The 25,635-nt window shown below is 60.7% G+C and carries 20 protein-coding genes; 9 read left to right on the top strand and 11 right to left on the bottom strand.

The features are described 5' to 3' along the window. Positions 1-22 precede the first annotated feature (22 nt). Positions 23-817, top strand: coding sequence for a methyl-accepting chemotaxis protein (locus CKW07_RS25915; RefSeq protein WP_371850646.1), 795 nt, complete (start codon positions 23-25; stop codon positions 815-817). Between the two features lie 60 nt (positions 818-877). Here CKW07_RS25915 and CKW07_RS09135 read toward each other — a convergent pair whose 3' ends face one another. From CKW07_RS09135 to CKW07_RS09115, 5 genes are all read right to left on the bottom strand, one after another. Continuing rightward, positions 878-1,480 carry a DUF924 family protein gene (locus tag CKW07_RS09135; protein ID WP_095144596.1) on the bottom strand — a complete coding sequence of 201 codons (603 nt, stop codon included), beginning with the start codon at positions 1,478-1,480 and terminating at the stop codon, positions 878-880. A gap of 2 nt (positions 1,481-1,482) precedes the next feature. After that, a complete protein-coding gene (locus CKW07_RS09130; RefSeq protein ID WP_095144595.1) occupies positions 1,483-2,493 on the bottom strand; it encodes a class 1 fructose-bisphosphatase in 1,011 nt (336 codons plus the stop codon). Positions 2,494-2,782: 289 nt separating this feature from the next. Beyond that, positions 2,783-4,156: a DUF3999 domain-containing protein gene (locus CKW07_RS09125; protein ID WP_095144594.1), complete on the bottom strand. Its 1,374-nt coding sequence runs from the start codon at positions 4,154-4,156 to the stop codon at positions 2,783-2,785. Beyond that, complete coding sequence (locus CKW07_RS09120) at positions 4,153-7,722, bottom strand: DUF2339 domain-containing protein (RefSeq protein ID WP_095144593.1); 3,570 nt, start codon at positions 7,720-7,722, stop codon at positions 4,153-4,155. Before CKW07_RS09120 ends, CKW07_RS09125 begins: the two co-directional genes overlap by 4 nt. A gap of 126 nt (positions 7,723-7,848) precedes the next feature. Next, positions 7,849-10,299, bottom strand: a complete 2,451-nt coding sequence (locus tag CKW07_RS09115; protein WP_095144592.1) for a glycogen/starch/alpha-glucan phosphorylase — start codon at positions 10,297-10,299, stop codon at positions 7,849-7,851. Between the two features lie 216 nt (positions 10,300-10,515). Here CKW07_RS09115 and CKW07_RS09110 point away from each other — a divergent pair, with 216 nt between their 5' ends. Then, on the top strand, positions 10,516-10,950 hold the full coding sequence (locus CKW07_RS09110) for a YkgJ family cysteine cluster protein (RefSeq protein WP_095144591.1): 435 nt from the start codon (positions 10,516-10,518) through the stop codon (positions 10,948-10,950). Between the two features lie 188 nt (positions 10,951-11,138). On the opposite strand, the gene typA is transcribed toward CKW07_RS09110, so the two are convergent. After that, positions 11,139-12,959 (bottom strand): translational GTPase TypA, encoded by a 1,821-nt coding sequence (typA, locus tag CKW07_RS09105; RefSeq protein ID WP_095144590.1) that lies wholly within the window; start codon positions 12,957-12,959, stop codon positions 11,139-11,141. A gap of 139 nt (positions 12,960-13,098) precedes the next feature. Then, positions 13,099-14,553: a tRNA uracil 4-sulfurtransferase ThiI gene (gene thiI / locus CKW07_RS09100; protein WP_095144589.1), complete on the bottom strand. Its 1,455-nt coding sequence runs from the start codon at positions 14,551-14,553 to the stop codon at positions 13,099-13,101. Between the two features lie 331 nt (positions 14,554-14,884). Here thiI and glnA point away from each other — a divergent pair, with 331 nt between their 5' ends. The 4 genes from glnA (at position 14,885) to ntrC (ending at position 19,834) form a co-directional block, all read left to right on the top strand. Beyond that, positions 14,885-16,291: a glutamate--ammonia ligase gene (gene glnA / locus CKW07_RS09090; RefSeq protein WP_095077959.1), complete on the top strand. Its 1,407-nt coding sequence runs from the start codon at positions 14,885-14,887 to the stop codon at positions 16,289-16,291. A gap of 202 nt (positions 16,292-16,493) precedes the next feature. After that, complete coding sequence (locus tag CKW07_RS09085; protein ID WP_095144862.1) at positions 16,494-17,000, top strand: DUF4124 domain-containing protein; 507 nt, start codon at positions 16,494-16,496, stop codon at positions 16,998-17,000. A 315-nt stretch (positions 17,001-17,315) separates the two neighbouring features. After that, positions 17,316-18,401: a nitrogen regulation protein NR(II) gene (glnL, locus tag CKW07_RS09080; RefSeq protein WP_095077956.1), complete on the top strand. Its 1,086-nt coding sequence runs from the start codon at positions 17,316-17,318 to the stop codon at positions 18,399-18,401. Continuing rightward, complete coding sequence (gene ntrC / locus CKW07_RS09075) at positions 18,398-19,834, top strand: nitrogen regulation protein NR(I) (RefSeq protein ID WP_095144587.1); 1,437 nt, start codon at positions 18,398-18,400, stop codon at positions 19,832-19,834. Before glnL ends, ntrC begins: the two co-directional genes overlap by 4 nt. Before the next feature lie 463 nt (positions 19,835-20,297). Here ntrC and CKW07_RS09065 read toward each other — a convergent pair whose 3' ends face one another. After that, entirely contained in the window at positions 20,298-20,738 is a 441-nt protein-coding gene (locus CKW07_RS09065) for a hypothetical protein (RefSeq protein ID WP_095144586.1), read from the bottom strand. On the opposite strand from CKW07_RS09065, the gene CKW07_RS09060 reads away from it, so the two are divergent. Beyond that, positions 20,737-21,192 carry a tRNA (cytidine(34)-2'-O)-methyltransferase gene (locus CKW07_RS09060; protein ID WP_095144585.1) on the top strand — a complete coding sequence of 152 codons (456 nt, stop codon included), beginning with the start codon at positions 20,737-20,739 and terminating at the stop codon, positions 21,190-21,192. The two genes, CKW07_RS09065 and CKW07_RS09060, sit on opposite strands and share 2 nt — an antisense overlap. 108 nt (positions 21,193-21,300) lie before the next feature. Here CKW07_RS09060 and secB read toward each other — a convergent pair whose 3' ends face one another. The 3 genes from secB to CKW07_RS09045 are packed head-to-tail and all read right to left on the bottom strand — an operon-like array spanning position 21,301 to position 22,509. Continuing rightward, a complete protein-coding gene (secB, locus tag CKW07_RS09055) occupies positions 21,301-21,783 on the bottom strand; it encodes a protein-export chaperone SecB (RefSeq protein ID WP_095144584.1) in 483 nt (160 codons plus the stop codon). 56 nt (positions 21,784-21,839) lie between these two features. Next, positions 21,840-22,094, bottom strand: coding sequence for a glutaredoxin 3 (gene grxC / locus CKW07_RS09050; RefSeq protein WP_095077952.1), 255 nt, complete (start codon positions 22,092-22,094; stop codon positions 21,840-21,842). 1 nt (position 22,095) lies between these two features. After that, on the bottom strand, positions 22,096-22,509 hold the full coding sequence (locus tag CKW07_RS09045) for a rhodanese-like domain-containing protein (RefSeq protein ID WP_095144583.1): 414 nt from the start codon (positions 22,507-22,509) through the stop codon (positions 22,096-22,098). Between the two features lie 154 nt (positions 22,510-22,663). Here CKW07_RS09045 and gpmI point away from each other — a divergent pair, with 154 nt between their 5' ends. Together gpmI and CKW07_RS09035 are read left to right on the top strand one after the other, a co-directional pair. After that, positions 22,664-24,193 carry a 2,3-bisphosphoglycerate-independent phosphoglycerate mutase gene (gene gpmI, locus CKW07_RS09040; protein ID WP_095144582.1) on the top strand — a complete coding sequence of 510 codons (1,530 nt, stop codon included), beginning with the start codon at positions 22,664-22,666 and terminating at the stop codon, positions 24,191-24,193. A gap of 139 nt (positions 24,194-24,332) precedes the next feature. Further along, positions 24,333-25,619, top strand: coding sequence for a murein hydrolase activator EnvC (locus CKW07_RS09035; protein ID WP_095144581.1), 1,287 nt, complete (start codon positions 24,333-24,335; stop codon positions 25,617-25,619). The last annotated feature ends 16 nt before the right edge of the window (positions 25,620-25,635 follow it).

Here is a 25,635-nt window from a genome sequence, read left to right as displayed (position 1 = left end):
CGGCCAGGTCAACGAAGTGGCCATGCGGGTCGTCAGCGCCTCCAACTCATCGATGTTCAATTCCGACCAGCAAGCCTCGCGCACCAGCAGCGTCGCGGCGGCAATCAACCAGCTCGGGGCCGCCGCCCAGGAAATCGCCCAGAACGCCGCCCTCGCGTCGCAACACTCCAGCGACGCCCGTAGCCTGGCCGAGGACGGTCAGCAGGTGGTGGATAAAACCATCACGGCGATGCAGCAGCTGTCAGCCAAAATCAGCGACTCGTGCGGCAGCATCGAAACCCTGAACAGCAACACCGTGAACATTGGGCAGATTCTCGAGGTGATCACCAGCATCTCGCAGCAAACCAACCTGCTGGCCCTCAACGCCGCGATCGAAGCCGCTCGCGCCGGTGAAGCCGGACGCGGCTTCGCCGTGGTCGCCGACGAAGTGCGCAACCTCGCCCACCGCACCCAGGATTCGGCGCAGCAAGTGCAGAAGATGATCGAAGAACTGCAAGTCGGTGCCCGTGAGGCCGTCGCGATCATGACCGACAGTCAGCGCCAGAGCGAAAGCAGCGTCGGCATCGCCAACCAGGCCGGCGAACGCCTGGGCAGCGTGACCCAGCGCATCGGCGAAATCGACGGCATGAACCAGTCGGTCGCCACCGCCACCGAGGAGCAGACCGCCGTGGTCGAGTCGATCAACGTCGACATTACCGAGATCAACACACTGAACCAGGAAGGGGTGGAAAACCTGCAATCGACCTTGCGAGCCTGTGCCGACCTTGAGCAGCAGGCGGCGCGGTTGAAGCAGTTGGTGGGCAGTTTCAGGATCTAGCGCCTTCAAGAACCCCTTCGCGGGCTTGCCCGCGAAGGCAGCACCAGTCGCAATGAAAATCTAGAAACTTGAACCTGGCTTCGAGAGAAACACTAACTCCTCGGCCGTCGATTCCCTGCCCAACACCGCATTGCGATGGGGAAAGCGTCCAAACCGGGCGATGATTGTCTGATGCCGTTCGGCGTAATCGAGGTTATCGGCAAACACCGCGCGTTCCGCCTCGGGTTGTTCGGCCAGCAACTGCGCAAAGCGCGAAACCGCTTCGTTCTGCACCGCCAGGTGCTCGCAATGCTCGAACACCAGGTAGATGAACACCCGCTGGATCGGCCGCAACTGCCGATCGAAATCCGCGGCAATGCCCTGCGCCACGAGCTTTTGGGCACGCAGATCACCGGCATAGGATTTGGGGTTTTCGCGAAAGATCATTCGCGGTAACTGGTCGAGCAATAACACCAGGGCCAGCCAACCTTCGGGACGTTGCGTCCACTCAGGTAGTCCGCCGGCCAGTGCCTGTTCCACCAGGTCCCCGAAACGCGTGCGCGCTTCGAGGTCCTGACTGTCACGCTTACCGAACCACAGACCGCCCTTCTGCGCCGCTACTTCGTTTGGGCTGTCGGCTGAACCGAACCACCAATCAAGCAACGGCTGCCAGGGCGCGGTCATGGTTACTCCTTGTGGTAAGCCGTGACGCGTTCAACTTCCTGCTTCGAGCCCAGGAACACCGCTACGCGCTGGTGCAGGCCTTCGGGCTGGATGTCGAGGATGCGCTGGTGACCGTCGGTGGACGCGCCGCCAGCCTGTTCAACCAGGAACGACATCGGGTTGGCTTCGTACATCAAGCGCAGTTTGCCCGGCTTGGAAGGCTCGCGGCTGTCACGTGGGTACATGAACAGGCCACCACGGGTCAGGATGCGGTGTACGTCGGCTACCATCGCGGCGACCCAGCGCATGTTGTAGTTCTTTTTCAGCGGGCCTTCTTCGCCAGCCAGCAATTCGCCGACGTAGCGTTGTACCGGGGCTTCCCAGTGACGCTGGTTGGACATGTTGATCGCGAATTCCTGAGTGGACTCCGGGATTTTAATGTCTTCATGGGTCAGCACGAAGCTGCCCATTTCACGGTCCAGGGTGAAGCCTTTGACGCCGTCGCCCAGGGTCAGTACCAGCATGGTCTGTGGACCATAGATCGCGTAACCGGCGGCTACCTGCTGGGTGCCTGGCTGCAGGAAGGCCTTTTCGTTCAAGGCCTCGTTCTGGCTCAGGTGTTCGTTCGGGCAACGCAGCACCGAGAAGATCGTACCGACCGGTGCGTTGATATCGATGTTCGACGAGCCGTCCAGCGGGTCGAATACCAGCAGGTACGCGCCTTTCGGGTATTTGCCCGGGATCTGGTAGGCATTGTCCATTTCTTCGGACGCCATGCCGGCCAGGTGACCGCCCCACTCGTTGGCTTCGAGCAGGATCTCGTTGGAGATCACGTCGAGTTTCTTCTGCACTTCGCCTTGCACGTTTTCAGTGCCCATGCTGCCCAGAACACCACCCAGGGCGCCTTTGGAGACGGCGTGGCTGATTTCCTTGCAAGCACGCGCTACCACTTCAATCAAAAAGCGCAGATCGGCAGGGGTGTTGTTGCTGCGGGTCTGCTCAATCAAATAGCGACTCAAGGTAACGCGGGACATGGACGGCTCCGGAGGAATGGGGGCTAAAAACCCGCGCAGTTTAACGCGAGTCGATGCGCAATTGTTCCTATCAGACGAGATTCGCTCAATAGAGTTCATGCGCGGGGATGAGCGTAGTTCGAATCGAAAGGGTCGTGGCGTGAGGATTAACAGAAAATCGGCGGCTTTTGCCAGTAAACAGGCCGCCTTCGCCAGCACCCTCGCTCCCGCACAGATCGGCATCGCCTTGGCGAACACGATCAACGGCGGGAGCGAATGTGCTCGCGATGGGGTGCCAAGGCACCCTCATTCAGGACTTGGCAGGCGGCTTGCGCAGCAAACTGAATGCCATCGCCGCCAGGAACAGTACGCTCAGCAGCAACACGGCCCACAAGCCGATTTTTTTCCAGTTCGTCGCCGGGGCAGCCGACGGCGCCAGCTCTGTCGCCTGCGTGACTGCAACCCCGCCATCCACCGAGGCCTGCCCCAGGGTCGTCAGGCGCTCGGGCCGGTAATCAGGAATCAGCGTCGCCAGCGGCAAGTTCGCCGCTTTCACCGTCGCATTGCCCAGCGCCAGGGTGTACGGCCCGGCTCCTCGTGCAAGGAACACCAACTGCGTCGAGCGTACGGCATAACGCACCTTTGGCGCCTCGGCCCCCAGTCCGCCGCCACGCTCATCCACGGTCAGCTTCAACTGTTGCACGACATGGCCGGGCACCTGCAATTGATTTTGCACCACGTCCTGTCCGTTCTGTGTCAGGCGATAGAGCAGACCGCTGCTCAAGGTCTGCCATGGCAGGCTGGTTTCTCGACGCCCTTCCAGGGTCACCGGTGCCAGGCTGTTGGCCTCGCCCAGTTCGACCTCGACACGCTCCACCCTCAGCCCCATCGGCAACTGCCATACGTATTCACCGTCCTTCAAACGGCTACCGGACAACGGCCCAGACCAGACCAGGGGTTGCGAGACCGCACTGGAGCTGGCGCTTTTCAACTGCACCGAGGTCAATGCCGGGGCCGTCTCCGGGGCTTGCCACAACAGGCGCAAGTAACGCGCGCGCTGCCCTGGCAAACCGACTTCGTGCTGTTCGACCCGCTCATCAGCAAATGACAAGCGCGCGACCTGCCCTTCTCCCCACCCGTGCCACCGCTGCAGGTCGTCGCTGGCCTCGATGCTGAAGCGCTGGAAGCCATCGCGCTCACTGGTCCAGTCGAGGATCAACTGCTGCAAGGGTGCCTTGATCGCACTGGCGTCCAGCAACCAGCCACGCAGTACTTCTTCGCCGGCCTCCAGCTGACTGGACGGCTGAACCTCCACCAGCGTGCCATTGGCACTGGATTGCACCCGCACGCCTGGCACCCCGTCGCGGGCATCCGCATTGTCGTACAGCGGGAACCACTTCACCTCATTCAGCACACCCTCGTTGCCGTCCGGTGCCTGCTCCCGCGCCAGTGAATAGGCCTGAGCCTCACCGTTGCCGTTGAAGACCCGCACATCACCGAGATCGGTCTGGCGCGCGCTCAACTGCACGTCCAGCGGCAGCGACAGGCGATACCAGGGGCCTTCGCCGCTCAGGCTCAACGGCACTAGCGTGGTGAAGTCCGCCGGCACTTCCTGTGCCTGGACTGACAGTGCCATACAGAATCCAACAACACCCAGCCAGCCCGGGTTCAACTTCATGTTCAAGACGACGCTCCTTCAGATTCATTGCCCGATGCCTGCGGCCCGGGTGCAGCATCGACACGCTTGGGTGGCAGCGGGGCGAAATAACCCACAACCAACAACAAGACGCCCACGCCGATAAACGACACGATTCGTGCGAGCCCGCCACGGTTGCTCAATTCAACAAAGATCAGTTTGGCAACCACCAGTGCGATCAACGCCGCTCCCACCAACCATACTTCCCGACGATGACGCAGATGCCCGCCAATCATCAAACTCAAGGCAATCAGCGTCCAGACGATCGACAGTCCCGCCTGCACCAGCATCGACTCCAGCAAGGCATCCAGTTCGAACGGCACCCCGCCCCACTGGTGAGCACTGCGCATCACCAAGGCCGTGAAGAAGACGAACAGCGAAACCCCGGCCACCCCCTCAGTCGCCGCTGCGGCGTAGGGCAAGCGAATCGACAACTGGTCGAGCGCACTACGCGACCAGGCATACACGCCGAACAAGGCAAACAACAGGCCGATTTCCAGTGGATTGAGCAACGGCACATAGGGCAAAGGCTCGGCTGTGCCGTCACTGGCGATGTTCGCCAACCAGAACCAGCCGAGCATCAGCAACGCCAGCGGCAGTGCAGCGTAGAGACGGTACTCGCGGGCATGGGCCGACACCGGCCACGGCCAGGTGCGAGGCGCGGCCACCAGCAGCAGATACAGGCTCGGCAGAATGGCCCAGCCCAGCCAGCGCCAGGCGTTGTACTGCTCGGACAGCACCAGCAGGCCATAACGCAGCTCCAACGCCAATACCGCGATCAACAACCAGCAGCCCAGCACATGGGCCGTGCTCGACACGCGTGGCGGGAGCATCGCAGCCATACGCCGCAGCGAGATGAAATGCACCGCGAACACCGCCAGCCAGGCCAGCCAGCCAAAGTCGGCAGCCGGGTGATAACGCGAATGCCAGGCCGCGACCAGCACCAGCGACGCGACGGGAATCAGTAAACAGCCAAGAATGCCCAGCGACGGCCATTTCAAACGCAACGCCAGCCACGCCCACAGCGCGACACTCAATGCCGAGAAACCCAGCAACAGCGCGGCTTGCAGATGCGGCGGCGCGAACCGCAGCACCTCGGTAACCACGGCCAACGCCCACCAGGCCGCGCCCCACACCAGCAACAGTTCGGACAGACGCCCTAGGCTCAACGCATCGAACGCGCTGGCGTGCTGGCCAAACTGCAAGCGCCAGGCGCCCACCATGGCCGCCAGACCCAACACCATGGGCGTCCAGAACCCGCTATGGCCCAACGGCCGCAAACCTTCACTGAGCAGGGGGCCAAGCAACCCGGGAGCGGCGATCAGAAACACCGCGCCGCCCGTCACCTGTAACAACAAACCGAAGACAAAGCTCACACGCTGCTGCAAATACAGGCTCAACCAGATGATCAACAGACCGCTGGCGGCCCACACCGCACTCGCCGTTTGCCATGGCAAGACGAACAGCACCGCCAGGTTGATCAGCACCAACCCGGCCAGCAACACCAGCGACAAGCCCCGCAGCAAACGCACATCGCTGCGTACCATGTCATCGCGAGCGGCGAACAACATGCCGCCAATCAGGGCCAAGCCAATCAGTGAAGCCGTCATCAGTCCACTCCAGCCCGCACCGAGCACGGCCGTCGAATCATCGCTGGCGCCGTGCAGGCGCAGCAGAAACAACACACCACCCAGCAGTTGCACGGCAAACGCGGTGAACAGGAACGTGCGCGATTGCAGGCGCAGGCCGACGAACAAGGTCACCAGACCGGCCAGCGCCCAACTGATCGCTGTGCCGTGGGTGAAGAAAAACAGCGGCGCCAGCAGATAGAGAAAGGTCAGGCCGGCGCAGGCCAATACCGGCAAACCCTTTCTTTCCCAGGCATGGGTGTGCTCAGGGGAAGCGCTGCGCAACTGATAGAAGCTGAACAGCAGCGCCGCGCCGAGCATCAACGCACCCAGCGGTGGGCCGTCGAGCAGGCTGCCGTCGCCGAAACCCAGTTCACTGAGGAAGGCCAGCGCCGCCCCCAGTTGCAGCAACAAGGCAAAGGCTCGGGCCAATGGCCGGTGTTGGCGCAACCCGAGCCAGTAGATCCCCGCCCCCTCCACAGCCCAGGCCGCCGCGGTCCAGCGCGCCTCCAGCGCCAATGGGATCGCCAGGCTGGCGAAAATCACCCCCAGCGCCAGGCAGGTTTCCGCCAGCAGCAAGGCGCGGCCACCGCTGAGCAAACGCGCCAACCCCATGTAGACGAAGCCCAGCACCAAGGCACTGAAGGCAGTGGCGAACTCCAGGTGTTGAACCAGCGCAAACTGCAGGCCGAAGCCCACCAGCGGTGGGCCGAACAGCATCGTACCGTCGACATAATCGCCCTTGCGCGCAGACCAGTGCAGCAGCGCCTCACGGCTGTCATCCTCGGGTCCGTCGCTCAGCGACTGCAGTTTACGCCGGGCAAACAACAGGCCAATGGCCAGGTACATCAGGAAAAACAAGACCAGGAACGGCTCGGTGCTCCACAGCAGTTCCGGCGTGTAGGAACGCAGGCCCCAGGCGAAACCGATGCCGAAGGTGCCGGCAAAGCCGATCAGGTTCAGCAGCCTCCAGGCCTTGAACCAGGCAATGGCCAGGATGCCGGCATTGAGCAGGGCGAAATAGCTGAACAGCGCGACATGATTGCCGGCACCGGTAGAGGTCAGGATCGGCGCGGCAAAGCCACCCAGCGCGGCCGCGCAGGCCAGGGCCAGGGAGTCTTGAGTGATGGCCAGAATCGCCGAGAACAGCGTCACGACCACCAGCAGCCCCAAGGCCGCCGTCGGGTCGAGCAACGGGTGCAAGCGCATGGCGGCGAACACCGTCAGGTACAGCACCGCGATCCCGGTACCCTGCAGCATCAGCGCGTACTGGGTGTTGCGGCGTCGCAGCCACCAGCCCAGGCCAAGCAAGGCCAGCGCAGCGGCGGCAACACCGGCGTAACGCAGTTCAATCGGCACCACCATGCCTTCGGTGGCGTAGCGCAGCAGGAACGCCAGGCCGAAGAACAACAACACCACGCCGACCCGCAGCACGGTATTGCCGCCGAACAGCCAATTGCGCGCAGCCGCGATGGCGCGCTCGATCAGATTCGGTCCACGGGGTTCGGCGGGGGGCTGCGGTTGAACGGGTCGTGCAGTCCAGGGATCGACCGGTTCAGGAGTGATCGCGGTCTGTACCGTGGCCATTTCGGGCGGCAGCTCCCAGACCAGCTCCTGCAGCGCAGGCACAGGTTCCGGTATGGGTGCTTGCTCAACGACGATTTCGGATGAAGGCGCCGGCTCAGTGACCGGGGTTGCACCCGTGCCGCCGGTTTCGAGCAAGGCAAGCCGCTGCTCGACCGCGCCCAGGGCCACCTTCGCCAGCTCCAGTTGACGCTGCTGCTCGCCCGCTTGCGCATTCAGGCGCCGCAGCACAAGCGTCTGGCCGATACCCAGGCCGATCAGCGCACCGATCAACGCGTCGCCGAAGGACTCATCCAGTATCCAGCCCAACCCCCACCCAATCAGCATGAACATCCATTGCATGGTCGATATCCCTAAGCGGCCCATGGCAGGGCGAATCCGGGTAGTCCCGCAGCCCGGTGCAACTGCTGCTTAGTATATCGATCCGGCCCAACAACCGTTGGGCCGGGCGCAAAATTGTTACACCCTCTACTCCAACGCCTTCCAGATATCCGTGGCGTACTCGCGAATGGTCCGGTCAGAGGAAAACCAGCCCATACGCGCGCTGCTGAGTACCGCCGAGCGCCACCACGCCTTCGAATCGTGCCAATGGGCGTCGACCCGCATCTGCGCGGCCCAGTAAGACTCGAAGTCGGCGCAGACCAGGAAGCGGTCGTATTCGATCAACGAATCGATCAGCCCGGTGTACCGCATCGGATCATCCGGCGAGAACACCCCGCCCCGAATCGCTTGCAGGACATCGCCAAGCCGGTGGGAAGCGGCGATGTCCGGTGCGGCATGAAACTCGTGGTTCTGTTTACGCGCCTCGACCTGCTGGGCGCTCAGGCCGAAGATGAACATGTGCTCGGCACCGATGCGCTCGCACATTTCCACGTTGGCGCCGTCCAGGGTACCGATGGTCAACGCACCGTTGAGGCCGAATTTCATGTTGCTGGTGCCGGAGGCCTCGAAGCCCGCGGTAGAAATCTGCTCCGACAGGTCGGCCGCCGGAATGATGCTCTCCGCCAGGCTGACGTTATAGTTGGGCAGGAACACCACTTTCAGCAGGCCGCGCACCGTCGGGTCGTTGTTCACGGTACGGGCGATATCGTTGGTCAGCTTGATGATCATCTTGGCCTGGTGATAACTGGCCGCTGCCTTACCAGCGAAGATCTTCACCCGCGGCACCCAGTCCACTTCCGGCTCGGCACGTATCGCCTGGTACAACGCCACGGTATGCAACAGGTTGAGCAACTGGCGTTTGTATTCATGAATCCGTTTGACCTGCACGTCGAACATCGCCACCGGGTTGACCGCGACCCCCAGGCGTTCATGGATCAGATAGGCCAGGGCCTTTTTGTTGTGCAGCCGCTGCTCGGCGAACTGCTTGCGGAACGCGGCTTTTTCGGCAAACGCCTCCAGGCCAGCCAAGAGCTGCTCCGGATCATCCAACAGCTCAGGGCCCAATGCATCGACCATCATCGAGGTCAGTTCGGGGTTGGCCTGATAGAGCCAGCGGCGAAAGGTAACGCCATTGGTCTTGTTGTTGATGCGTGCCGGGTACAGCTTGTGCAACTCGGAAAACACGGTTTCGCGCATCAGCTGGGTGTGCAGACCCGACACGCCGTTGACACTGTGGGAGCCCAGAAAGGCGAGATTGCCCATGCGCACCCGCCGGCCGTTGTCTTCTTCGATCAACGACACCGCGCGCAGCACGTCGAAATCGTGGATGCCCTTGGCCCGCAGCGAGTCGATGTGCTGGGCGTTGATCAGGTAAATGATCTGCATGTGCCGGGGCAGCATCCGCTCCATCAACCCCACCGGCCAAGTCTCCAGGGCCTCGGGGAGCAACGTGTGGTTGGTGTAGGACAAGGTGTCGACGGTAATCTGCCAGGCCGCCTCCCACGCCACGTCATACACATCGACCAGTTGGCGCATCAGTTCGGCCACGGCAATCGAGGGGTGGGTGTCGTTGAGCTGGATCGCCGCATGATCCGCCAGGGTCAGCACCGAGGTGTGCATGTTGCGATGGCGGCGCAGCAGGTCCTGCAGGGACGCGGCGACGAAGAAGTATTCCTGGCGCAGGCGCAGTTCCTGCCCCGCTTCGGTGCTGTCGGCCGGGTAAAGCACCCGGGAGATGCTTTCGGCGCGAGCCACTTCAGCCACGGCCCCTAGATGGTCGCCGGCATTGAAGCGCTCCAGGTGCAACTCTTCCATGGCCCGCGCCCGCCACAGCCGCAAGGTGTTGACGCTCGCCCCGCGCCAGCCGACCACCGGCGTGTCATACGCCACCGCCCGCACGGTCTCCGCAGGCGACCAGATCTGCTTGCTCTTGCCGTTGGCATCGACAACGGTGGCGACGCCGCCACCAAAACCGATCGGGTAGATCACCTCTGGCCGCTCGAACTCCCAGGGGTTGCCGAAATCCAGCCAATGCTCGGTCTGCTCCTGCTGCCAGCCGTCGACAATCGCCTGGCGAAACAATCCGTGCTCGTAGCGAATACCGTAGCCGTGGCCGGCGATACCGAGGGTCGACATGCTTTCCATGAAACACGCCGCCAGGCGACCGAGACCTCCATTGCCCAGTGCCGCGTCCGGCTCCAGCAGCCGAATGCGCTCCAGGTCCACGCCCAGCTCGGTCAGGGCTTCGCGGGCAACGTCGAGCAAACCGAGATTGCTCAGGCTGTCGTAGAGCAGGCGGCCGATAAGGAACTCCAGCGAGAGGTAGTACACCCGCTTCTGGCCCTTGCGGTAGATCTGGCGCGTGTGATCCATCCAGTGCTCGACCATGTGATCACGCGCCGCCAGGGCGATAGCTTCGAACCAGTCATGGTCGAAGGCGTGATCCGGGTCCTTGCCCACTGCATAAGTGAGTTTGGTCAGGACGGCTTCGCGGAATGCGGCCACCTCAGCTTCGCGAACAAGTGGTTCTTGAGTCATCGATAGGACCTCGGGCGAGCATGAAATTGACTGAGCCTAGACGGTCTGACAAACGGCGCAGGCGCTGGTTCGGGTGTTTTACGCAATGACCTGAATTGAGCGGTTCAGGGGCAAAAGGATGCAGGGGTCGTGCCGGAACCTTGAAAAAGTTGTTCAAAAAACCACCAATCCCGTATGATCCCGCGCCCGGATACAACGCTACCCCTTGGAAACCTGATGAAGCCTCAACTGATCGCCGCCGCGGAACTCGACCGTCTCGAGACCTGGCAGAAATACTCCAGCCATATGTGCGGCGGCTGCGTGTCCAGCTGCTGCACGCTGCCGGTCGAGGTCAAGATCAAGGATCTGATCCGCATCGGCATCGTTGATGAATTCGAACGCGGCGATCCGCCGAAGAACATCGCCAAGCGCCTGCAAAAGGAAGGGATCGTCGAGCGTTACAACCAGAAGTCGGAAATCTTCACGCTCCAGCGCATGAGCAACAACGATTGCCTGTACCTGGATCGTAAGAGCCGTTTCTGCACTATTTATGACAAGCGCCCGGATACTTGCCGCAACCACCCGAAAATCGGCCCGCGGCCGGGGTATTGCGCATACAAGCCTAAAGAAGTGGTGCGCGAGAGCAGCCGCCGCACGATCGAAAAATTCTGATCTGATCGTTCCCACGCTCCGCGTGGGAACGCAGCCGGGGACGCTCTGCGTCCCAAGAGCCGAACGCGGAGCGTCCGTTGAGGCATTCCCACGCAGAGCGTGGGAACGATCCATCAAGCAAACCCCAGACAAACAAAAACGCCCCCGGCCTTTCGACCGGGGGCGTTTTTGTTAAGCCAGGCTAAATCTTATGCCTTGGCTTTCTTGGCAGCGCGGGTACGCTCGCTTTCGTCCAGGATCTTCTTGCGAAGACGGATGGACTTAGGCGTCACTTCACACAGCTCGTCGTCCTGGATGAATTCCAGAGCCTGTTCCAGGGTGAAGCGAACAGGTGGAACCAGAGCGATGGTTTCGTCTTTACCCGAAGCACGCATGTTGTCGAGCTTCTTGCCCTTGGTAGGGTTCACGCCCAGGTCGTTGTCACGGCTGTTCAGACCAACGATCTGACCGTTGTAGATTTCCTGACCGTGTTCAACGAACAGCTTGCCACGTGCCTGGAGGGTTTCCAGGGAGTAGGTCAGCGCCTTGCCGGTTTCAACCGAAACCAGAACGCCGTTCTGACGGCCGGACATGTCGCCGGACTTCATCACGTCGTAACGGTCGAAGATCGAGGTCAGGATGCCAGCACCGTTGGTCAGGGTCAGGAACTGGTTACGGAAACCGATCAGACCACGAGCAGGGATGTTGTATTCCAGACGTACACGGCCCTTGCCATCCGGCACCATGTTGGTCAGGTCGCCCTTACGCAGGCCCATCTCTTCCATCACCTTGCCCTGGGATTCTTCCGGCAGGTCGATGGTGACGTTTTCGAACGGTTCGTGCTTCACGCCATCAACCAGACGGATGATCACTTCCGGACGGCCTACAGCCATTTCGAAGCCTTCGCGACGCATGGTTTCGATCAGTACCGAAAGGTGCAGTTCGCCACGGCCGGAAACCTTGAACTTGTCAGCCGAGTCGCCTTCTTCAACGCGCAGTGCAACGTTGTACAGCAGCTCTTTGTCCAGACGTTCCTTGATGTTACGGGAAGTCACGAACTTGCCTTCTTTACCGCAGAAAGGCGAGTCGTTTACCTGGAAGGTCATGGAAACGGTTGGCTCGTCGACGGTCAGCGGCTTCATCGCTTCGACCATGTCCGGGTGGCACAGGGTGTCGGAGATGAACAGCGAGTCCATACCGCTGATGCACACGATGTCGCCTGCAGCTGCTTCTTCAACGTCGATACGGTGCAGACCGTGGTGACCCATCAGCTTCAGGATACGGCCGTTACGCTTCTTGCCGTCGGCGCCGATGGCGACAACTGGAGTGTTCGGCTTGACGCGACCACGAGCGATACGGCCAACGCCGATAACACCCAGGAAGCTGTTGTAGTCCAGTGCCGAGATTTGCATCTGGAACGGGCCGTCACGGTCAACTTTTGGAGCCGGAACGTGGTCAACAATCGCCTGGTACAGCGGGGTCATGTCTTCAGCCATCTCGTTGTGGTCCAGACCGGCAATACCGTTCAGGGCCGAAGCGTAGACGACTTGGAAGTCCAGTTGTTCTTCGGTGGCACCCAGGTTGTCGAACAGATCGAAGATCTGATCCAGAACCCAGTCCGGACGCGCGCCTGGACGGTCAACCTTGTTGATGCACACGATTGGACGCAGGCCGGCTTCGAAAGCCTTCTTGGTCACGAAACGGGTTTGCGGCATAGGGCCGTCTTGAGCGTCAACCAGCAGCAGAACGGAGTCAACCATCGACATTACGCGTTCAACTTCGCCGCCGAAGTCGGCGTGGCCCGGGGTGTCCACGATGTTGATGTGGTAGCCGTTCCAGTTGATGGCGGTGTTTTTCGCCAGAATGGTAATACCGCGCTCTTTCTCCTGGTCGTTGGAGTCCATCACGCGCTCGTCGTTGAGCTCGTTGCGCTCCAGGGTGCCGGATTGACGCAAGAGTTTGTCTACCAGGGTGGTTTTACCATGGTCAACGTGAGCAATGATGGCGATGTTGCGTAGATTTTCGATCACTTGTGTATCTCGATCAGAGGATTCGGTGTGCTGACAAGTCTTGGCAGCGATTTACAGTAGAGTCAGGCCTTGCCGTTACAGCTTGACGGCAGAGTCGGGGGGCCGGTGACGCAGGCCACAGGCATACAGCCCCGGGCTCTTAGCTCGGTCGATAAACGCGCACATTGGCATGCCCCTCACTGAGCAAATGGTGAGCATGCAGGCGACTCATCACGCCTTTGTCGCAATACAGCAGGTACTGGCGAGTAGGGTCCAGTTCCTTGAAACGAGCGTTCAGTGCATAAAACGGCATCGTTTGTACCTCGACGCCAGCCAACTCCAGCGGGTCGTCTTCAGCGGCATCCGGGTGACGGATGTCGATGACGATCTGACCGGCCAGCGCTTCGCTGACTTCTTCAATCTGCAAGTCCTGGCCCAACTCGTCGATCACCCGATCGATCGGCACCAGTTTGGCGTTCTCGAGCGCACGCTCGAGCACGGCCATATCGAATTCTGTCTCTTCATGCTCCACGCGCGGACGCTTGGCGTGGGTCTTGGGGTTCACCGAGATGACCCCGCAGTACTCCGGCATGTGCTTGGCGAAGTCGGCGGTGCCGATTTCGTTGGCCAGGTCGATGATGTCCTGCTTGTGACTGGCGATCAGCGGGCGCAATACCAGCTTGTCGGTCACGCAGTCGATCACCGACAGGTTCGGCAGCGTCTGGCTGGAAACCTGGGAAATCGCCTCACCAGTGACCAGCGCCTCGATATCCAGTCGATCCGCGATTCGGGACGCAGCGCGTAACATCATACGCTTCAATACTACGCCCATATGACTGTTATCGACTTTGCCGAGAATTTCTCCCAGCACTTCCTCGAACGGCACACTGACAAATAACACGCGCTGGGAGCTGCCGTACTTCTTCCAGATGAAGTGCGCGACTTCCATCACGCCCAACTCGTGGGCACGCCCACCGAGGTTGAAGAAGCAGAAGTGCGCCATCAGCCCGCGACGCATGATCTGGTAGGCCGCGACAGTGGAATCGAAACCGCCGGACATCAGTACCAGGGTCTGTTCCAGCGCGCCCAACGGATAACCGCCGATGCCGTTGTGCTGGTTGTGAATCACGAACAACCGTTTGTCGCGAATTTCGATGCGGACTTCGATTTGCGGCTCTTTCAGGGAAATCCCGGCTGCGCCGCACTGACGACGCAGCTGGCTGCCGACGTATTTCTCGACGTCCATCGAGCTGAATTCGTGCTTGCCGGCACGCTTGCAGCGCACCGAAAAAATCTTCCCGGCCAGCGCCTCGCCGAAGTGCAGCTTGCACTTGGCGACGACGTCGTCGAAGTCGCCCAGCGGGTACTCGTCGACCTGCAGGAAATGCGCGATACCCGGCATGCAGCTCAGGCGCTCGGTCATGTCCTTCAAGGCTTTGGGGTCGGTGACGTGCGTTTCCAGCTCGAGATTGTCCCACACGCCGTTCACCACCACGGCCGGGTCCAGATCGCGGAGCACGGCACGGATGTTCTTGGCCAACTGACGGATGAAACGCATCCGTACCGGGCGGCTTTTGATGGTGATCTCGGGGAAGACTTTTACGATTAGTTTCATGAAAACAGCGCGCGCACGGCCAGCCGAAAAAGGGGGGCGCGGATTATAGCGGAAATTGCTCAAGGTTTAACCAGTTAATATGCAGAAGGTTTTCGATGCACCAAAACGGGTCATTTGCAGCGGATGGCGCTACATTAGAGGGCGCTATTTTTCGTATTTCAGGGCTTTGCGCCTTTATAAGCGTGATATTGGGGCAAAAAACCCAAGTCGGGGCACTGGCATGCAATTTGCTCCCTTGTGAGGCAGGTTGCCTTGGCAGAGTATTCGCGCCGGCATCACCCACATTCCAAGGGCTATCCATTACTAAGCCCGAAGCCACCCGGAGGACACTATGTCGAAGTCGGTTCAACTCATCAAAGATCATGACGTCAAATGGATTGATCTGCGCTTCACGGACACCAAAGGCACTCAGCACCACGTGACCATGCCGGCTCGCGACGCGCTGGATGATGCTTTCTTCGAAGAAGGCAAAATGTTCGACGGTTCCTCCATCGCCGGCTGGAAAGGCATCGAAGCCTCCGACATGATCCTGATGCCGGACGACACCACTGCCGTCCTCGACCCGTTCACCGAAGAGCCGACCCTGATCCTGGTCTGCGACGTGATCGAGCCTTCGACCATGCAAGGCTACGACCGCGACCCACGTGCGATCGCCAAGCGCGCCGAGGAATACCTGAAGTCGACCGGTATCGGCGACACCGTATTTGTTGGTCCAGAGCCAGAATTCTTCATCTTCGACGAAGTGAAGTTCAAGTCCGACATCTCCGGCTCGATGTTCAAGATCTTCTCCGAACAAGGTTCGTGGATGTCCGACCAGGACGTGGAAGGCGGCAACAAAGGCCACCGTCCAGGCGTCAAAGGCGGCTACTTCCCTGTTCCGCCGTTCGACCACGACCACGAAATCCGTACCTCCATGTGCAACGCCATGGAAGAGATGGGCCTGGTCATCGAAGTTCACCACCACGAAGTGGCGACTGCCGGCCAGAACGAAATCGGTGTGAAGTTCAACACCCTGGTTGCCAAGGCTGACGAAGTTCAGACCCTGAAGTACTGCGTACACAACGTTGCCGATGCCTACGGCCGCACCGCGACCTTCATGCCTAAACCACTGTACGGCGACAACGGTTCGGGCATGCACGTTCACCTGTCCATCGCCAAAGATGGCAAGAACACCTTCGCAGGCGAAGGCTATGCCGGGCTGTCCGACACCGCCCTGTACTTCATCGGCGGCATCATCAAGCACGGTAAGGCCCTGAACGGCTTCACCAACCCGTCGACCAACTCCTACAAGCGTCTGGTCCCAGGCTTTGAAGCTCCGGTCATGCTGGCCTACTCGGCTCGCAACCGCTCCGCTTCGATCCGTATTCCTTACGTGTCCAGCCCTCGCGCTCGCCGTATCGAAGCCCGCTTCCCGGATCCAGCAGCCAACCCATACCTGGGCTTCGCTGCACTGCTGATGGCTGGCCTGGACGGCATCCAGAACAAGATCCACCCTGGCGACGCTGCTGACAAAAACCTGTATGACCTGCCGCCTGAAGAGGCCAAAGAGATCCCACAAGTTTGCGGCAGCCTGAAAGAAGCCCTGGAAGAGCTGGACAAAGGTCGTGCGTTCCTGACCAAAGGCGGCGTTTTCAGCGACGACTTCATCGACGCTTACATCGCCCTGAAAAGCGAAGAAGAAATCAAGGTTCGTACCTTCGTACACCCACTGGAATACGAGCTGTACTACAGCTGCTGATCCAGTAGCGCCTGCGCAAGCAGCGCGCCCCTAAAGAGGCCTCCTTCGGGAGGCCTTTTTTGTGAGCTCAATCCAGGCACCTTGATAGAGCGGCTGTCGTTTCGAGAAACGCCAGGAAACCATGCGCAACCCTTTCGCGACTTGGGCCAGCCACCCGGCCTGCCTTATGCTACGAGCCAACACCTGCGCATTGGTTGACCTTATGTCTCGCGGTTCTCTGTGGATGTTGCTGCTGATCACCCTGCCCGCCACTGCACAGATCCATGTGTACACCGACGCTCACGGCAACACCGCCTACAGCAGTCGGCCACCCGATGGCGTGGAGAGCCAGGTGATTGAACCTGCGCCAATGAACACCCTTTCGTTCCCGACATCACCCACCACCGTGCAAGCAGCCCCGCGCACCGAGAACACCCGCGCGTACTCGACACTGGAGCTGACCGGCCTGCCCACGCACGAAGCCCTTCGCGCCAACAACGGCACCTTCACCGTTGGTGTGCGGATTGAACCGCACCTGCAGGAAGCCCATCGGTTGCGCCTGCTGCTGGACGGCCAGCCCTATGGTCAACCGAGCAACGTGCCGCGCCTGCAACTGGTCAACATCGACCGTGGCGAGCACAGCCTCGCCGTTCAGGTACTGGCGGGAGACACCCCGGTGCAACAGAGCCCCGCGATCACCTTCAGCCTGCAGCGGGCGCGCAAACCCTGAAGCGCTGACAGGCGGCGATCCGTGGCCGCCTTGAAGAAAAAAACGAAATCTTCTTTCTTCTGACGTCATTCAGGTTTACGCACTATATTGGTGCGATTGGTTGCACCCTTGTCACATGACAACCCATTTTGGTTCGAAAATACCCGACAAAGCTGGCATAGCGCCACGTAATAGAACTTAAAACGCCCGTTTCAGGGGGTTATTGCTTCTTTTCGGAGCCTTGGTTTGGTTTTTGCATTTTCCTCGCATCAGCGATTTATTCGCGCGCGTAATCCGGGACCGGCCCCGGGTTGCCTTGCTCCAAAAGAGGTCCTAATGACCATCAGCGACGCACTGCACCGCTTGCTACTCGACAACCTGACCACCGCGACCATTCTGCTCAATGCCGAACTGCGGCTTGAGTACATGAACCCGGCCGCGGAAATGCTCCTGGCCATCAGCGGCCAGCGCAGCCACGGCCAGTTCATCAGTGAGCTGTTTACCGAGTCGACCGAAGCCCTGAACTCCTTACGCCAGGCCGTCGAGCAGGCGCACCCGTTCACCAAGCGTGAAGCGATGCTCACCGCCCTGACCGGCCAGACCCTGACCGTCGACTACGCCGTGACACCGATCCTGAGCAATGGCACCACCCTGCTGTTGCTGGAAGTACACCCACGCGACCGCTTGCTGCGCATCACCAAGGAGGAAGCGCAGCTGTCCAAGCAGGAGACCAGCAAAATGCTGGTGCGCGGCCTCGCTCACGAGATCAAGAACCCACTGGGCGGGATTCGCGGCGCGGCCCAGCTGCTGGCTCGCGAGCTGCCGGAAGAAAGCCTCAAGGACTACACCAACGTCATCATCGAGGAAGCCGACCGCCTGCGGAACCTGGTGGATCGCATGCTCGGCTCAAACAAGCTGCCGTCGCTGGCCATGTGCAACATTCACGAAGTACTGGAGCGCGTGTGCAATCTGGTCGAGGCCGAAAGCCAGGGCTGCATCACATTGGTGCGCGACTATGACCCGAGCATCCCGGACGTGCTGATCGACCGCGAACAAATGATCCAGGCGGTACTGAACATCGTGCGCAACGCGATGCAGGCCATCAGCAGCCAGAACGAGCTGCGCCTGGGACGAATCACCCTGCGCTCGCGCGCCATGCGCCAGTTCACCATCGGCCACGTCCGCCATCGCCTGGTGACCAAGATCGAGATCATCGACAACGGCCCGGGCATTGCCGCCGACCTGCAGGAAACCATCTTCTTCCCCATGGTCAGCGGTCGCCCGGACGGTACCGGGCTGGGCCTGGCCATTACCCAGAACATCATCAGCCAGCACCAGGGCCTGATCGAATGTGACAGCCATCCAGGCCACACCACGTTCTCGATCTTTCTGCCACTGGAACAAGGAGCCACATCGACATGAGCCGTAGTGAAACCGTGTGGATCGTCGATGACGACCGTTCTATCCGTTGGGTTCTGGAAAAAGCCTTGCAACAGGAAGGCATGACCACGCAAAGCTTTGACAGCGCCGACGGCGTCATGAGCCGCCTGGCACGCCAGCAACCGGACGTGATCATCTCTGACATCCGCATGCCCGGTGCCAGTGGCCTGGACCTGCTGGCCCGGATCCGCGAACAACATCCACGGCTGCCCGTGATCATCATGACCGCCCACTCCGACCTGGACAGCGCTGTCGCGTCCTATCAGGGCGGCGCATTCGAGTACCTGCCCAAGCCGTTCGATGTCGACGAAGCGGTATCGCTGGTCAAGCGCGCCAATCAGCATGCCCAGGAACAGCAAGGGCTGGAAGTCGCCCCGACCCTGACCCGCACGCCGGAAATCATTGGCGAAGCGCCCGCCATGCAGGAAGTGTTTCGCGCCATCGGACGCTTGAGCCACTCCAACATTACCGTGCTGATCAATGGCGAATCCGGTACTGGTAAAGAGCTGGTGGCCCACGCCCTGCACCGCCACAGCCCACGGGCGGCCTCACCGTTCATCGCCTTGAACATGGCAGCGATCCCCAAGGACCTGATGGAGTCCGAGCTGTTCGGCCACGAGAAAGGCGCATTCACCGGTGCCGCCAACCTGCGACGCGGGCGCTTTGAACAGGCCGATGGCGGCACCCTGTTCCTCGATGAAATCGGTGACATGCCGGCCGACACCCAGACCCGCTTGCTGCGGGTGCTGGCGGACGGTGAGTTTTACCGGGTCGGCGGCCATGTGCCGGTCAAGGTCGACGTGCGCATCATCGCGGCGACTCACCAGAACCTGGAGACCCTGGTGCATGCCGGGAAATTTCGTGAGGACTTGTTTCACCGCCTGAACGTGATCCGCATTCACATTCCGCGCCTGTCGGATCGTCGTGAAGACATCCCGACCCTGGCCAAGCACTTCCTGTCCCGCGCCGCGCAAGAACTGGCGGTGGAGCCGAAGCTGCTGAAAAGCGAAACCGAGGAATACCTGAAGAACCTGCCATGGCCGGGTAACGTGCGCCAACTGGAGAACACCTGCCGCTGGATCACGGTGATGGCTTCGGGTCGCGAAGTGCACATCGGCGACCTGCCGCCAGAACTGCTGAGCCTGCCGCAGGATTCGGCGCCGGTGACCAACTGGGAGCAAGCGCTGCGCCAGTGGGCTGACCAGGCACTGGCACGCGGTCAGTCGAACCTGCTCGACAGCGCAGTCCCCAGCTTCGAACGGATCATGATCGAAACCGCCCTCAAGCACACCGCAGGCCGCCGTCGCGACGCCGCCGTGCTACTGGGCTGGGGTCGCAACACCCTGACCCGCAAGATCAAGGAACTGGGGATGAAGGTCGACGGCGGGGATGATGACGAGGGCGACGAAGGCTGAATGACACGCCCTACTGTAGGAGCAGCCGGTCGACGCTCGAGTGCTCGCGAAAAACGTCAAGACAGCGCGGTCATCCAGACGACATGCGCCATCGTTGACGACCATCGTCGGAGCGCCGCCCGGAGCAAGCTCGCTCCTACAGTTGATGCACCGCTTCAATGCACTGCGTTCCAGCAGTGCGCACAGTCCCCAAACCGAAAACGACCCGACACCTTAAAAACATCAGTCCCTGAAAACACCAAAGCCCCGTATTCCGGGGCTTTGCGCTTTTAGCTGAGATTTTTTGGCACAACTAGAGAGTTCTGGCACGCCCCCTGCAATAGTCCAGTCACTACCCGGTTTCGGGGACCTTGGTACAGGCAGGCCGGGGATTCCCCTCTTTACACCCGGGGCTCATCACGCAGACCGCGACGAGCCCCTGCCGCTTTGGGGTCCTTGGTACAGGCAGGCCGGGATTCCCTCTTTATTGCTCCTGGAGACGGATCTCCAATCGCCAGCGATCGTCCACCTCGCTGCCGGCCCAATCGCCCTTCAATGGCCGGGCCGCCACCAGTGTCAGCAACAGCCCCTTGTCACTTAACCGCACCCGCCAGTTCACGTCCTTGCCGTTGAGCCTGAGCTGGCCTTTCTGCGCCTTGCCCTGGGCCTCGAACAGCAGCGCGACACTGCCGTCGATCAACTCACCGTGCATCCCGGGTTCGTTGTTGAACCACACCACCAGGCCATCGCCCGTCACCTCGACCTGCTGCAATTCGGTCGGCTCGGGGCTGCTCAGGCGGCCGATCATCAAGCCCACCATCAGGCCGACAATCGCCAACGAGGCCATCACCCGCGGGAATAGCTTCGGTCGCGAGTCCACTTCAGGCGTAGAATGCTGCCCATCTTTACCTTCGGAGCCGTGCATGTTTCACGTCATCCTTTTTCAACCGGAAATTCCACCGAACACCGGCAACGTTATCAGGCTGTGCGCCAACAGTGGCTGCCACCTGCATTTGATCGAGCCGCTGGGCTTCGAGATGGATGACAAGCGCCTGCGCCGGGCCGGCCTCGATTACCACGAGTATGCCACCCTGCAGCGCCACGCCGACCTCGCCAGCTGTCTGGAAAGTCTCGGCCACCCACGCCTGTTTGCCTTCACCACCAAGGGCTCGCGGCCATTCCACGACGCCAGCTTCGCCGAGGGTGATGCGTTCCTGTTCGGCCCCGAGAGCCGTGGCTTGCCCGCCGAGGTACTGGACGCCCTGCCAGACGGCCACCGCCTGCGCCTGCCCATGCGCGAAGGCTGCCGTAGCCTGAACCTGTCCAACACCGTCGCGGTTGCCGTATACGAGGGCTGGCGTCAGCTGGGCTTCAAGTAACACCCGGCGAGTTTTCACCTGACAGAAACAATCGCGGGCAAGCTCGCCCCCACAGGTTTTGTGCAATCCTGTGGGAGCGGGCTTGCCCGCGATGTTTAGCGGCGCGGCTTATTGAACGGTCTGTGTGCCGTCCTGCTGCATACGCTGCAGTTCTTGCGCGTACAGCGCATCGAAGTTCACCGGAGCCAGCATCAGTGCCGGGAACGAGCCACGGGTAACCAGGCTGTCCAGGGTTTCACGGGCGTACGGGAACAGGATGTTCGGGCAGAAAGCACCCAGGGTGTGGCTCATCGACGCCGGGTCGAGGTTCTTGATCAGGAAGATACCGGCCTGCTGGACTTCAGCGATGAACGCCACTTCGTCACCGTTTTTCACGGTAACCGACAGGGTCAGCACGACTTCGTGGAAGTCTTCTTCCAAAGCCTTCTGGCGGGTATTGAGGTCCAGACCGACACTCGGCTCCCACTGCTGGCGGAAGATCGCCGGGCTTTTCGGGGCTTCGAAGGACAGGTCACGAACGTAAATGCGCTGCAGGGAGAATTGCGGTGCAGTTTCTTCTTCGTTGGCAGCAGTGTTCTGTTGGTCAGTCATCGCAGATCCTTCTTGATCTTGGGTCTTTTAGGTTTGCTTGTTCTTGAACGGAGCAGTCAGGCCTTGAGCAGCGCGTCGAGCTTGCCGGCGCGGTCCAGGGCAAACAGATCATCACAACCACCCACATGAGTGCTACCGATCCAGATCTGCGGCACGGACGTACGCCCGGCCTTGCTGGCCATATCGGCACGCACCTGCGGTTTGCCATCGACCTTGATCTCTTCGAAGGCTACGCCCTTGTTCTCAAGCAGGTACTTGGCTCGCGAGCAGTAGGGGCAGTAATCGCTGGAATAGACGACGACGTTCGACATATCACTTCACCAGCGGCAGGTTGTCGGCTTTCCAGCTGGAGATCCCACCGGACAGCTTGGCGGCGGTGAAGCCGGATTTCATCAGTTCGCGAGCGTGGGTACCGGCGGTCTGGCCCATGGCGTCGACCAGGATGATGGTCTTGGCCTTGTGCTTTTCCAGTTCGCCCACGCGAGCAACCAGTTTGTCGTGAGGAATATTCAGCGCGCCAACAATGTGCCCGGCGGCGAAATCCTTGCTCGAACGAATGTCGATCACCACGCCTGTGTCTTTGTTGACCAGCCCGGTCAGTTCGCCAGTGCTCAGGCTGCGGCCGCCGCCTTTCATCTCGTGGGCGATCAGCAACGCCAGCAGAACGGCGAAGATGCCGACAAGCAGATAGTGGGTAGTGGCAAATGCAATCAGGTGATCAACCATCGAAGGAGGTTCCAGGGCGTTAAAATGTCGGCCAGTATACACAGCCACTATGGTGGGCCAAACCCCGTCCGGCGGTGACGCGGTCGGAACTTCGCTTTAAACTGCCACTCCCTTTTTCCATCGCCCCTTTTTAACTCAGCCACGAGTGGAATCTATGTCTACCACGCCTAAACCTTTGGTCCTGATGATTCTCGATGGCTTCGGTCACAGTGAGAGCCAGGAGTCCAACGCCATCTTCGCGGCCAGGAAGCCGGTCCTCGACCGTTTGTACGCCACTGTACCGAATGGCCTGATCTCGGGCTCGGGCATGGACGTCGGCCTGCCGGACGGGCAAATGGGCAACTCGGAAGTCGGCCACATGAACCTCGGCGCCGGCCGCGTGGTGTACCAGGACTTCACCCGCGTGACCAAAGCCATCCGCGACGGCGAGTTCTTCGAGAACCCGACCATCTGCGCAGCCGTGGACAAAGCCGTTGCCGCCGGCAAGGCCGTGCATTTCATGGGCCTGCTGTCCGACGGCGGCGTTCACAGCCACCAGGACCACCTGATTGCCATGGCCGAACTGGCCTTCAAGCGCGGCGCCGAGAAGATCTACCTGCACGCCTTCCTCGATGGCCGTGATACACCACCGAAAAGCGCCCAATCGTCGATCGAACTGCTGGACGAAACCTTCAGGACCCTGGGCAAGGGCCGCATCGCCAGCCTGGTGGGTCGCTACTTCGCCATGGACCGCGACAACCGCTGGGATCGCGTCTCCCAGGCCTACAACCTGATCGTCGACGGCAAGGGTGAGTTCAACGCCGCCACCGCCCAGGAAGGCCTGCAAGCCGCCTACGAGCGTGGCGAAAGCGACGAATTCGTCAAGGCCACCACCATTGGCGAGCCGGTGAAAGTCGAAGACGGCGACGCCGTGGTGTTCATGAACTTCCGCGCAGACCGCGCCCGCGAACTGACCCGCGTGTTCGTCGAAGACGGGTTCAAGGAATTCGAACGTGCCCGCCAGCCAAAACTGGCCGGTTTTGTCATGCTGACCCAATACGCCGCCAGCATTCCGGCACCGTCGGCCTTTGCCCCGGGCAGCCTGGAGAACGTACTGGGCGACTACCTGGCGAAGAACGGCAAGACCCAGCTGCGCATTGCCGAAACCGAGAAATACGCCCACGTGACCTTCTTCTTCTCCGGCGGTCGTGAAGAACCGTTCCCGGGCGAAGAGCGCATCCTGATCCCTTCGCCGCAAGTCGCGACCTACGACCTGCAGCCTGAGATGAGCGCACCTGAAGTCACCGACAAGATCGTCGACGCCATCGAACACCAGCGTTACGACGTGATCGTGGTCAACTACGCCAACGGCGACATGGTCGGCCACAGCGGCGTGCTCGAGGCTGCGGTCAAAGCCGTTGAATGCCTGGACCTGTGTGTGGGGCGCATTGTCGAAGCACTGGAAAAAGTCGGCGGCGAAGCGCTGATCACGGCCGACCATGGCAACGTCGAGCAAATGTCCGACGAATCCACCGGCCAGGCCCACACGGCCCACACCACCGAGCCTGTGCCGTTCATCTATTTTGGCAAGCGCGACCTCAAGGTCCGCGAAGGCGGCGTACTGGCCGACGTGGCTCCGACCATGCTCAAGCTGCTGGGGCTGGAAAAGCCTGCCGAGATGACCGGCACCTCGATCCTGGTTTAACGCTCAAAATGCATCAATAAAGGGCCGTAATCCGCTTTTTATGACGAACGCCTCAAAGCAGTTGGCTTTGAGGCGTTTTTTTTGCGGTTCATGGCGGGCATACTAGGCTGTCTTTTTTCCCCCGGTGTCGCCCGCCTCTATGCTACGCGTCCTGATTGCCCTCGCCCTGACCTGCCTGCTCCAACCGGCTTTTGCTGACGAGCGCGCACAAACCCAACAACAGTTGGACGCTACGCGTCAGGACATTGCCGAGCTGAAAAAACTGCTGGGCAAGCTGCAGGAAGAAAAGTCCGGCGTGCAGAAAGACCTCAAGGGCACCGAGACCGAGATGGGCAAGCTCGAGAAGCAGGTCGATGCCCTGCAAAAAGAGATGAAAAAGAGCGAATCCGAGCTGCAGCGACTCGATACCGAGAAAAAAAAACTCCAGAGCGCGCGCACTGAACAGCAACAACTGATTGCCACCCAGGCTCGCGCGGCCTACCAGAACGGCCGCCAGGAGTATCTCAAGCTGCTGCTCAACCAGCAGAACCCCGAGAAATTCGCGCGCACCCTCACCTATTACGACTACCTGAGCCAGGCCCGCCTGGAACAGCTGAAGAACTTCAACGAAACCCTGCGCCAACTGGCCAACGTCGAGCAGGATATAGCCCTGCAACAAGCCCAGTTGCTGGTACAGAAAAGCAGCCTGGACAGCCAGCGCGACGAACTCGAGAAAGTCCGCAAGGAACGTCAGCAAGTCCTGGCCAAGCTCAACAGCGACGTGAAAGCCCGCGACCAGAAGCTGCAAGCCCGCGAGCAGGACCAGGCCGACCTGTCCAAAGTACTCAAAACCATCGAGGAAACCCTGGCGCGCCAGGCCAGGGAGGCAGAAGAAGCGCGGCAGAAAGCGCTGATCGCCCAGCAGGAAGCTGAAAAAAAGCGTTTACGTGAGGCTCAGGCCGACGCCACTGATGCCCCACGCAAACCCGCCCGCTCAACGCCCGGCGCACTGGTTTCAAGCTCTGGTGAAACCTTTGGTGGTCCTTTTGGGTCAACCCGGGGAAAACTTCCCTGGCCGGTTGATGGTCGATTGCTGGCACGTTTCGGCGAAAGTCGCGGCGACGATGCCCGGGCCAAGTGGGATGGCGTGATGATCAGCGCTTCGGCCGGCAGCCAGGTCCATGCTGTCCACGGTGGTCGCGTAGTGTTTGCCGACTGGTTGCGTGGCGCGGGCCTGTTGGTCATTCTCGACCACGGTAACGGTTATTTGAGTTTGTACGGCCACAATCAGACCCTGCTTAAGTCGGCGGGCGATGTGGTCAAGGCTGGCGAGTCTATCTCCACTGTCGGTAACAGTGGCGGCCAGGATACGCCCGCGCTGTATTTTGCCATTCGCCAGCAGGGTCACCCGAGTGATCCCGCCCAGTGGTGCCGTGCGCAAGGATAAGCGCACCCTCTCATTC

It is taken from the genome of Pseudomonas sp. Irchel s3b6 (assembly GCF_900187415.1).
Taxonomy (GTDB): Bacteria; Pseudomonadota; Gammaproteobacteria; order Pseudomonadales; family Pseudomonadaceae; genus Aquipseudomonas.
Note: the sequence above shows the minus strand (reverse complement) of the source record. Positions and strands in the feature narration are given on the sequence as shown.

Coding starts and splice junctions, on each gene's coding strand:
- CKW07_RS25915 (WP_371850646.1), top strand. CDS start 23: ATGCGGGTCGTCAGCGCCTCCAACTCATCGATGTTCAATTCCGACCAG.
- CKW07_RS09135 (WP_095144596.1), bottom strand. CDS start 1,480: ATGACCGCGCCCTGGCAGCCGTTGCTTGATTGGTGGTTCGGTTCAGCC.
- CKW07_RS09130 (WP_095144595.1), bottom strand. CDS start 2,493: ATGTCCCGCGTTACCTTGAGTCGCTATTTGATTGAGCAGACCCGCAGC.
- CKW07_RS09120 (WP_095144593.1), bottom strand. CDS start 7,722: ATGCAATGGATGTTCATGCTGATTGGGTGGGGGTTGGGCTGGATACTG.
- CKW07_RS09115 (WP_095144592.1), bottom strand. CDS start 10,299: ATGACTCAAGAACCACTTGTTCGCGAAGCTGAGGTGGCCGCATTCCGC.
- CKW07_RS09110 (WP_095144591.1), top strand. CDS start 10,516: ATGAAGCCTCAACTGATCGCCGCCGCGGAACTCGACCGTCTCGAGACC.
- thiI (WP_095144589.1), bottom strand. CDS start 14,553: ATGAAACTAATCGTAAAAGTCTTCCCCGAGATCACCATCAAAAGCCGC.
- glnA (WP_095077959.1), top strand. CDS start 14,885: ATGTCGAAGTCGGTTCAACTCATCAAAGATCATGACGTCAAATGGATT.
- CKW07_RS09085 (WP_095144862.1), top strand. CDS start 16,494: ATGTCTCGCGGTTCTCTGTGGATGTTGCTGCTGATCACCCTGCCCGCC.
- glnL (WP_095077956.1), top strand. CDS start 17,316: ATGACCATCAGCGACGCACTGCACCGCTTGCTACTCGACAACCTGACC.
- ntrC (WP_095144587.1), top strand. CDS start 18,398: ATGAGCCGTAGTGAAACCGTGTGGATCGTCGATGACGACCGTTCTATC.
- CKW07_RS09060 (WP_095144585.1), top strand. CDS start 20,737: ATGTTTCACGTCATCCTTTTTCAACCGGAAATTCCACCGAACACCGGC.
- CKW07_RS09065 (WP_095144586.1), bottom strand. CDS start 20,738: ATGCACGGCTCCGAAGGTAAAGATGGGCAGCATTCTACGCCTGAAGTG.
- secB (WP_095144584.1), bottom strand. CDS start 21,783: ATGACTGACCAACAGAACACTGCTGCCAACGAAGAAGAAACTGCACCG.
- grxC (WP_095077952.1), bottom strand. CDS start 22,094: ATGTCGAACGTCGTCGTCTATTCCAGCGATTACTGCCCCTACTGCTCG.
- CKW07_RS09045 (WP_095144583.1), bottom strand. CDS start 22,509: ATGGTTGATCACCTGATTGCATTTGCCACTACCCACTATCTGCTTGTC.
- gpmI (WP_095144582.1), top strand. CDS start 22,664: ATGTCTACCACGCCTAAACCTTTGGTCCTGATGATTCTCGATGGCTTC.
- CKW07_RS09035 (WP_095144581.1), top strand. CDS start 24,333: ATGCTACGCGTCCTGATTGCCCTCGCCCTGACCTGCCTGCTCCAACCG.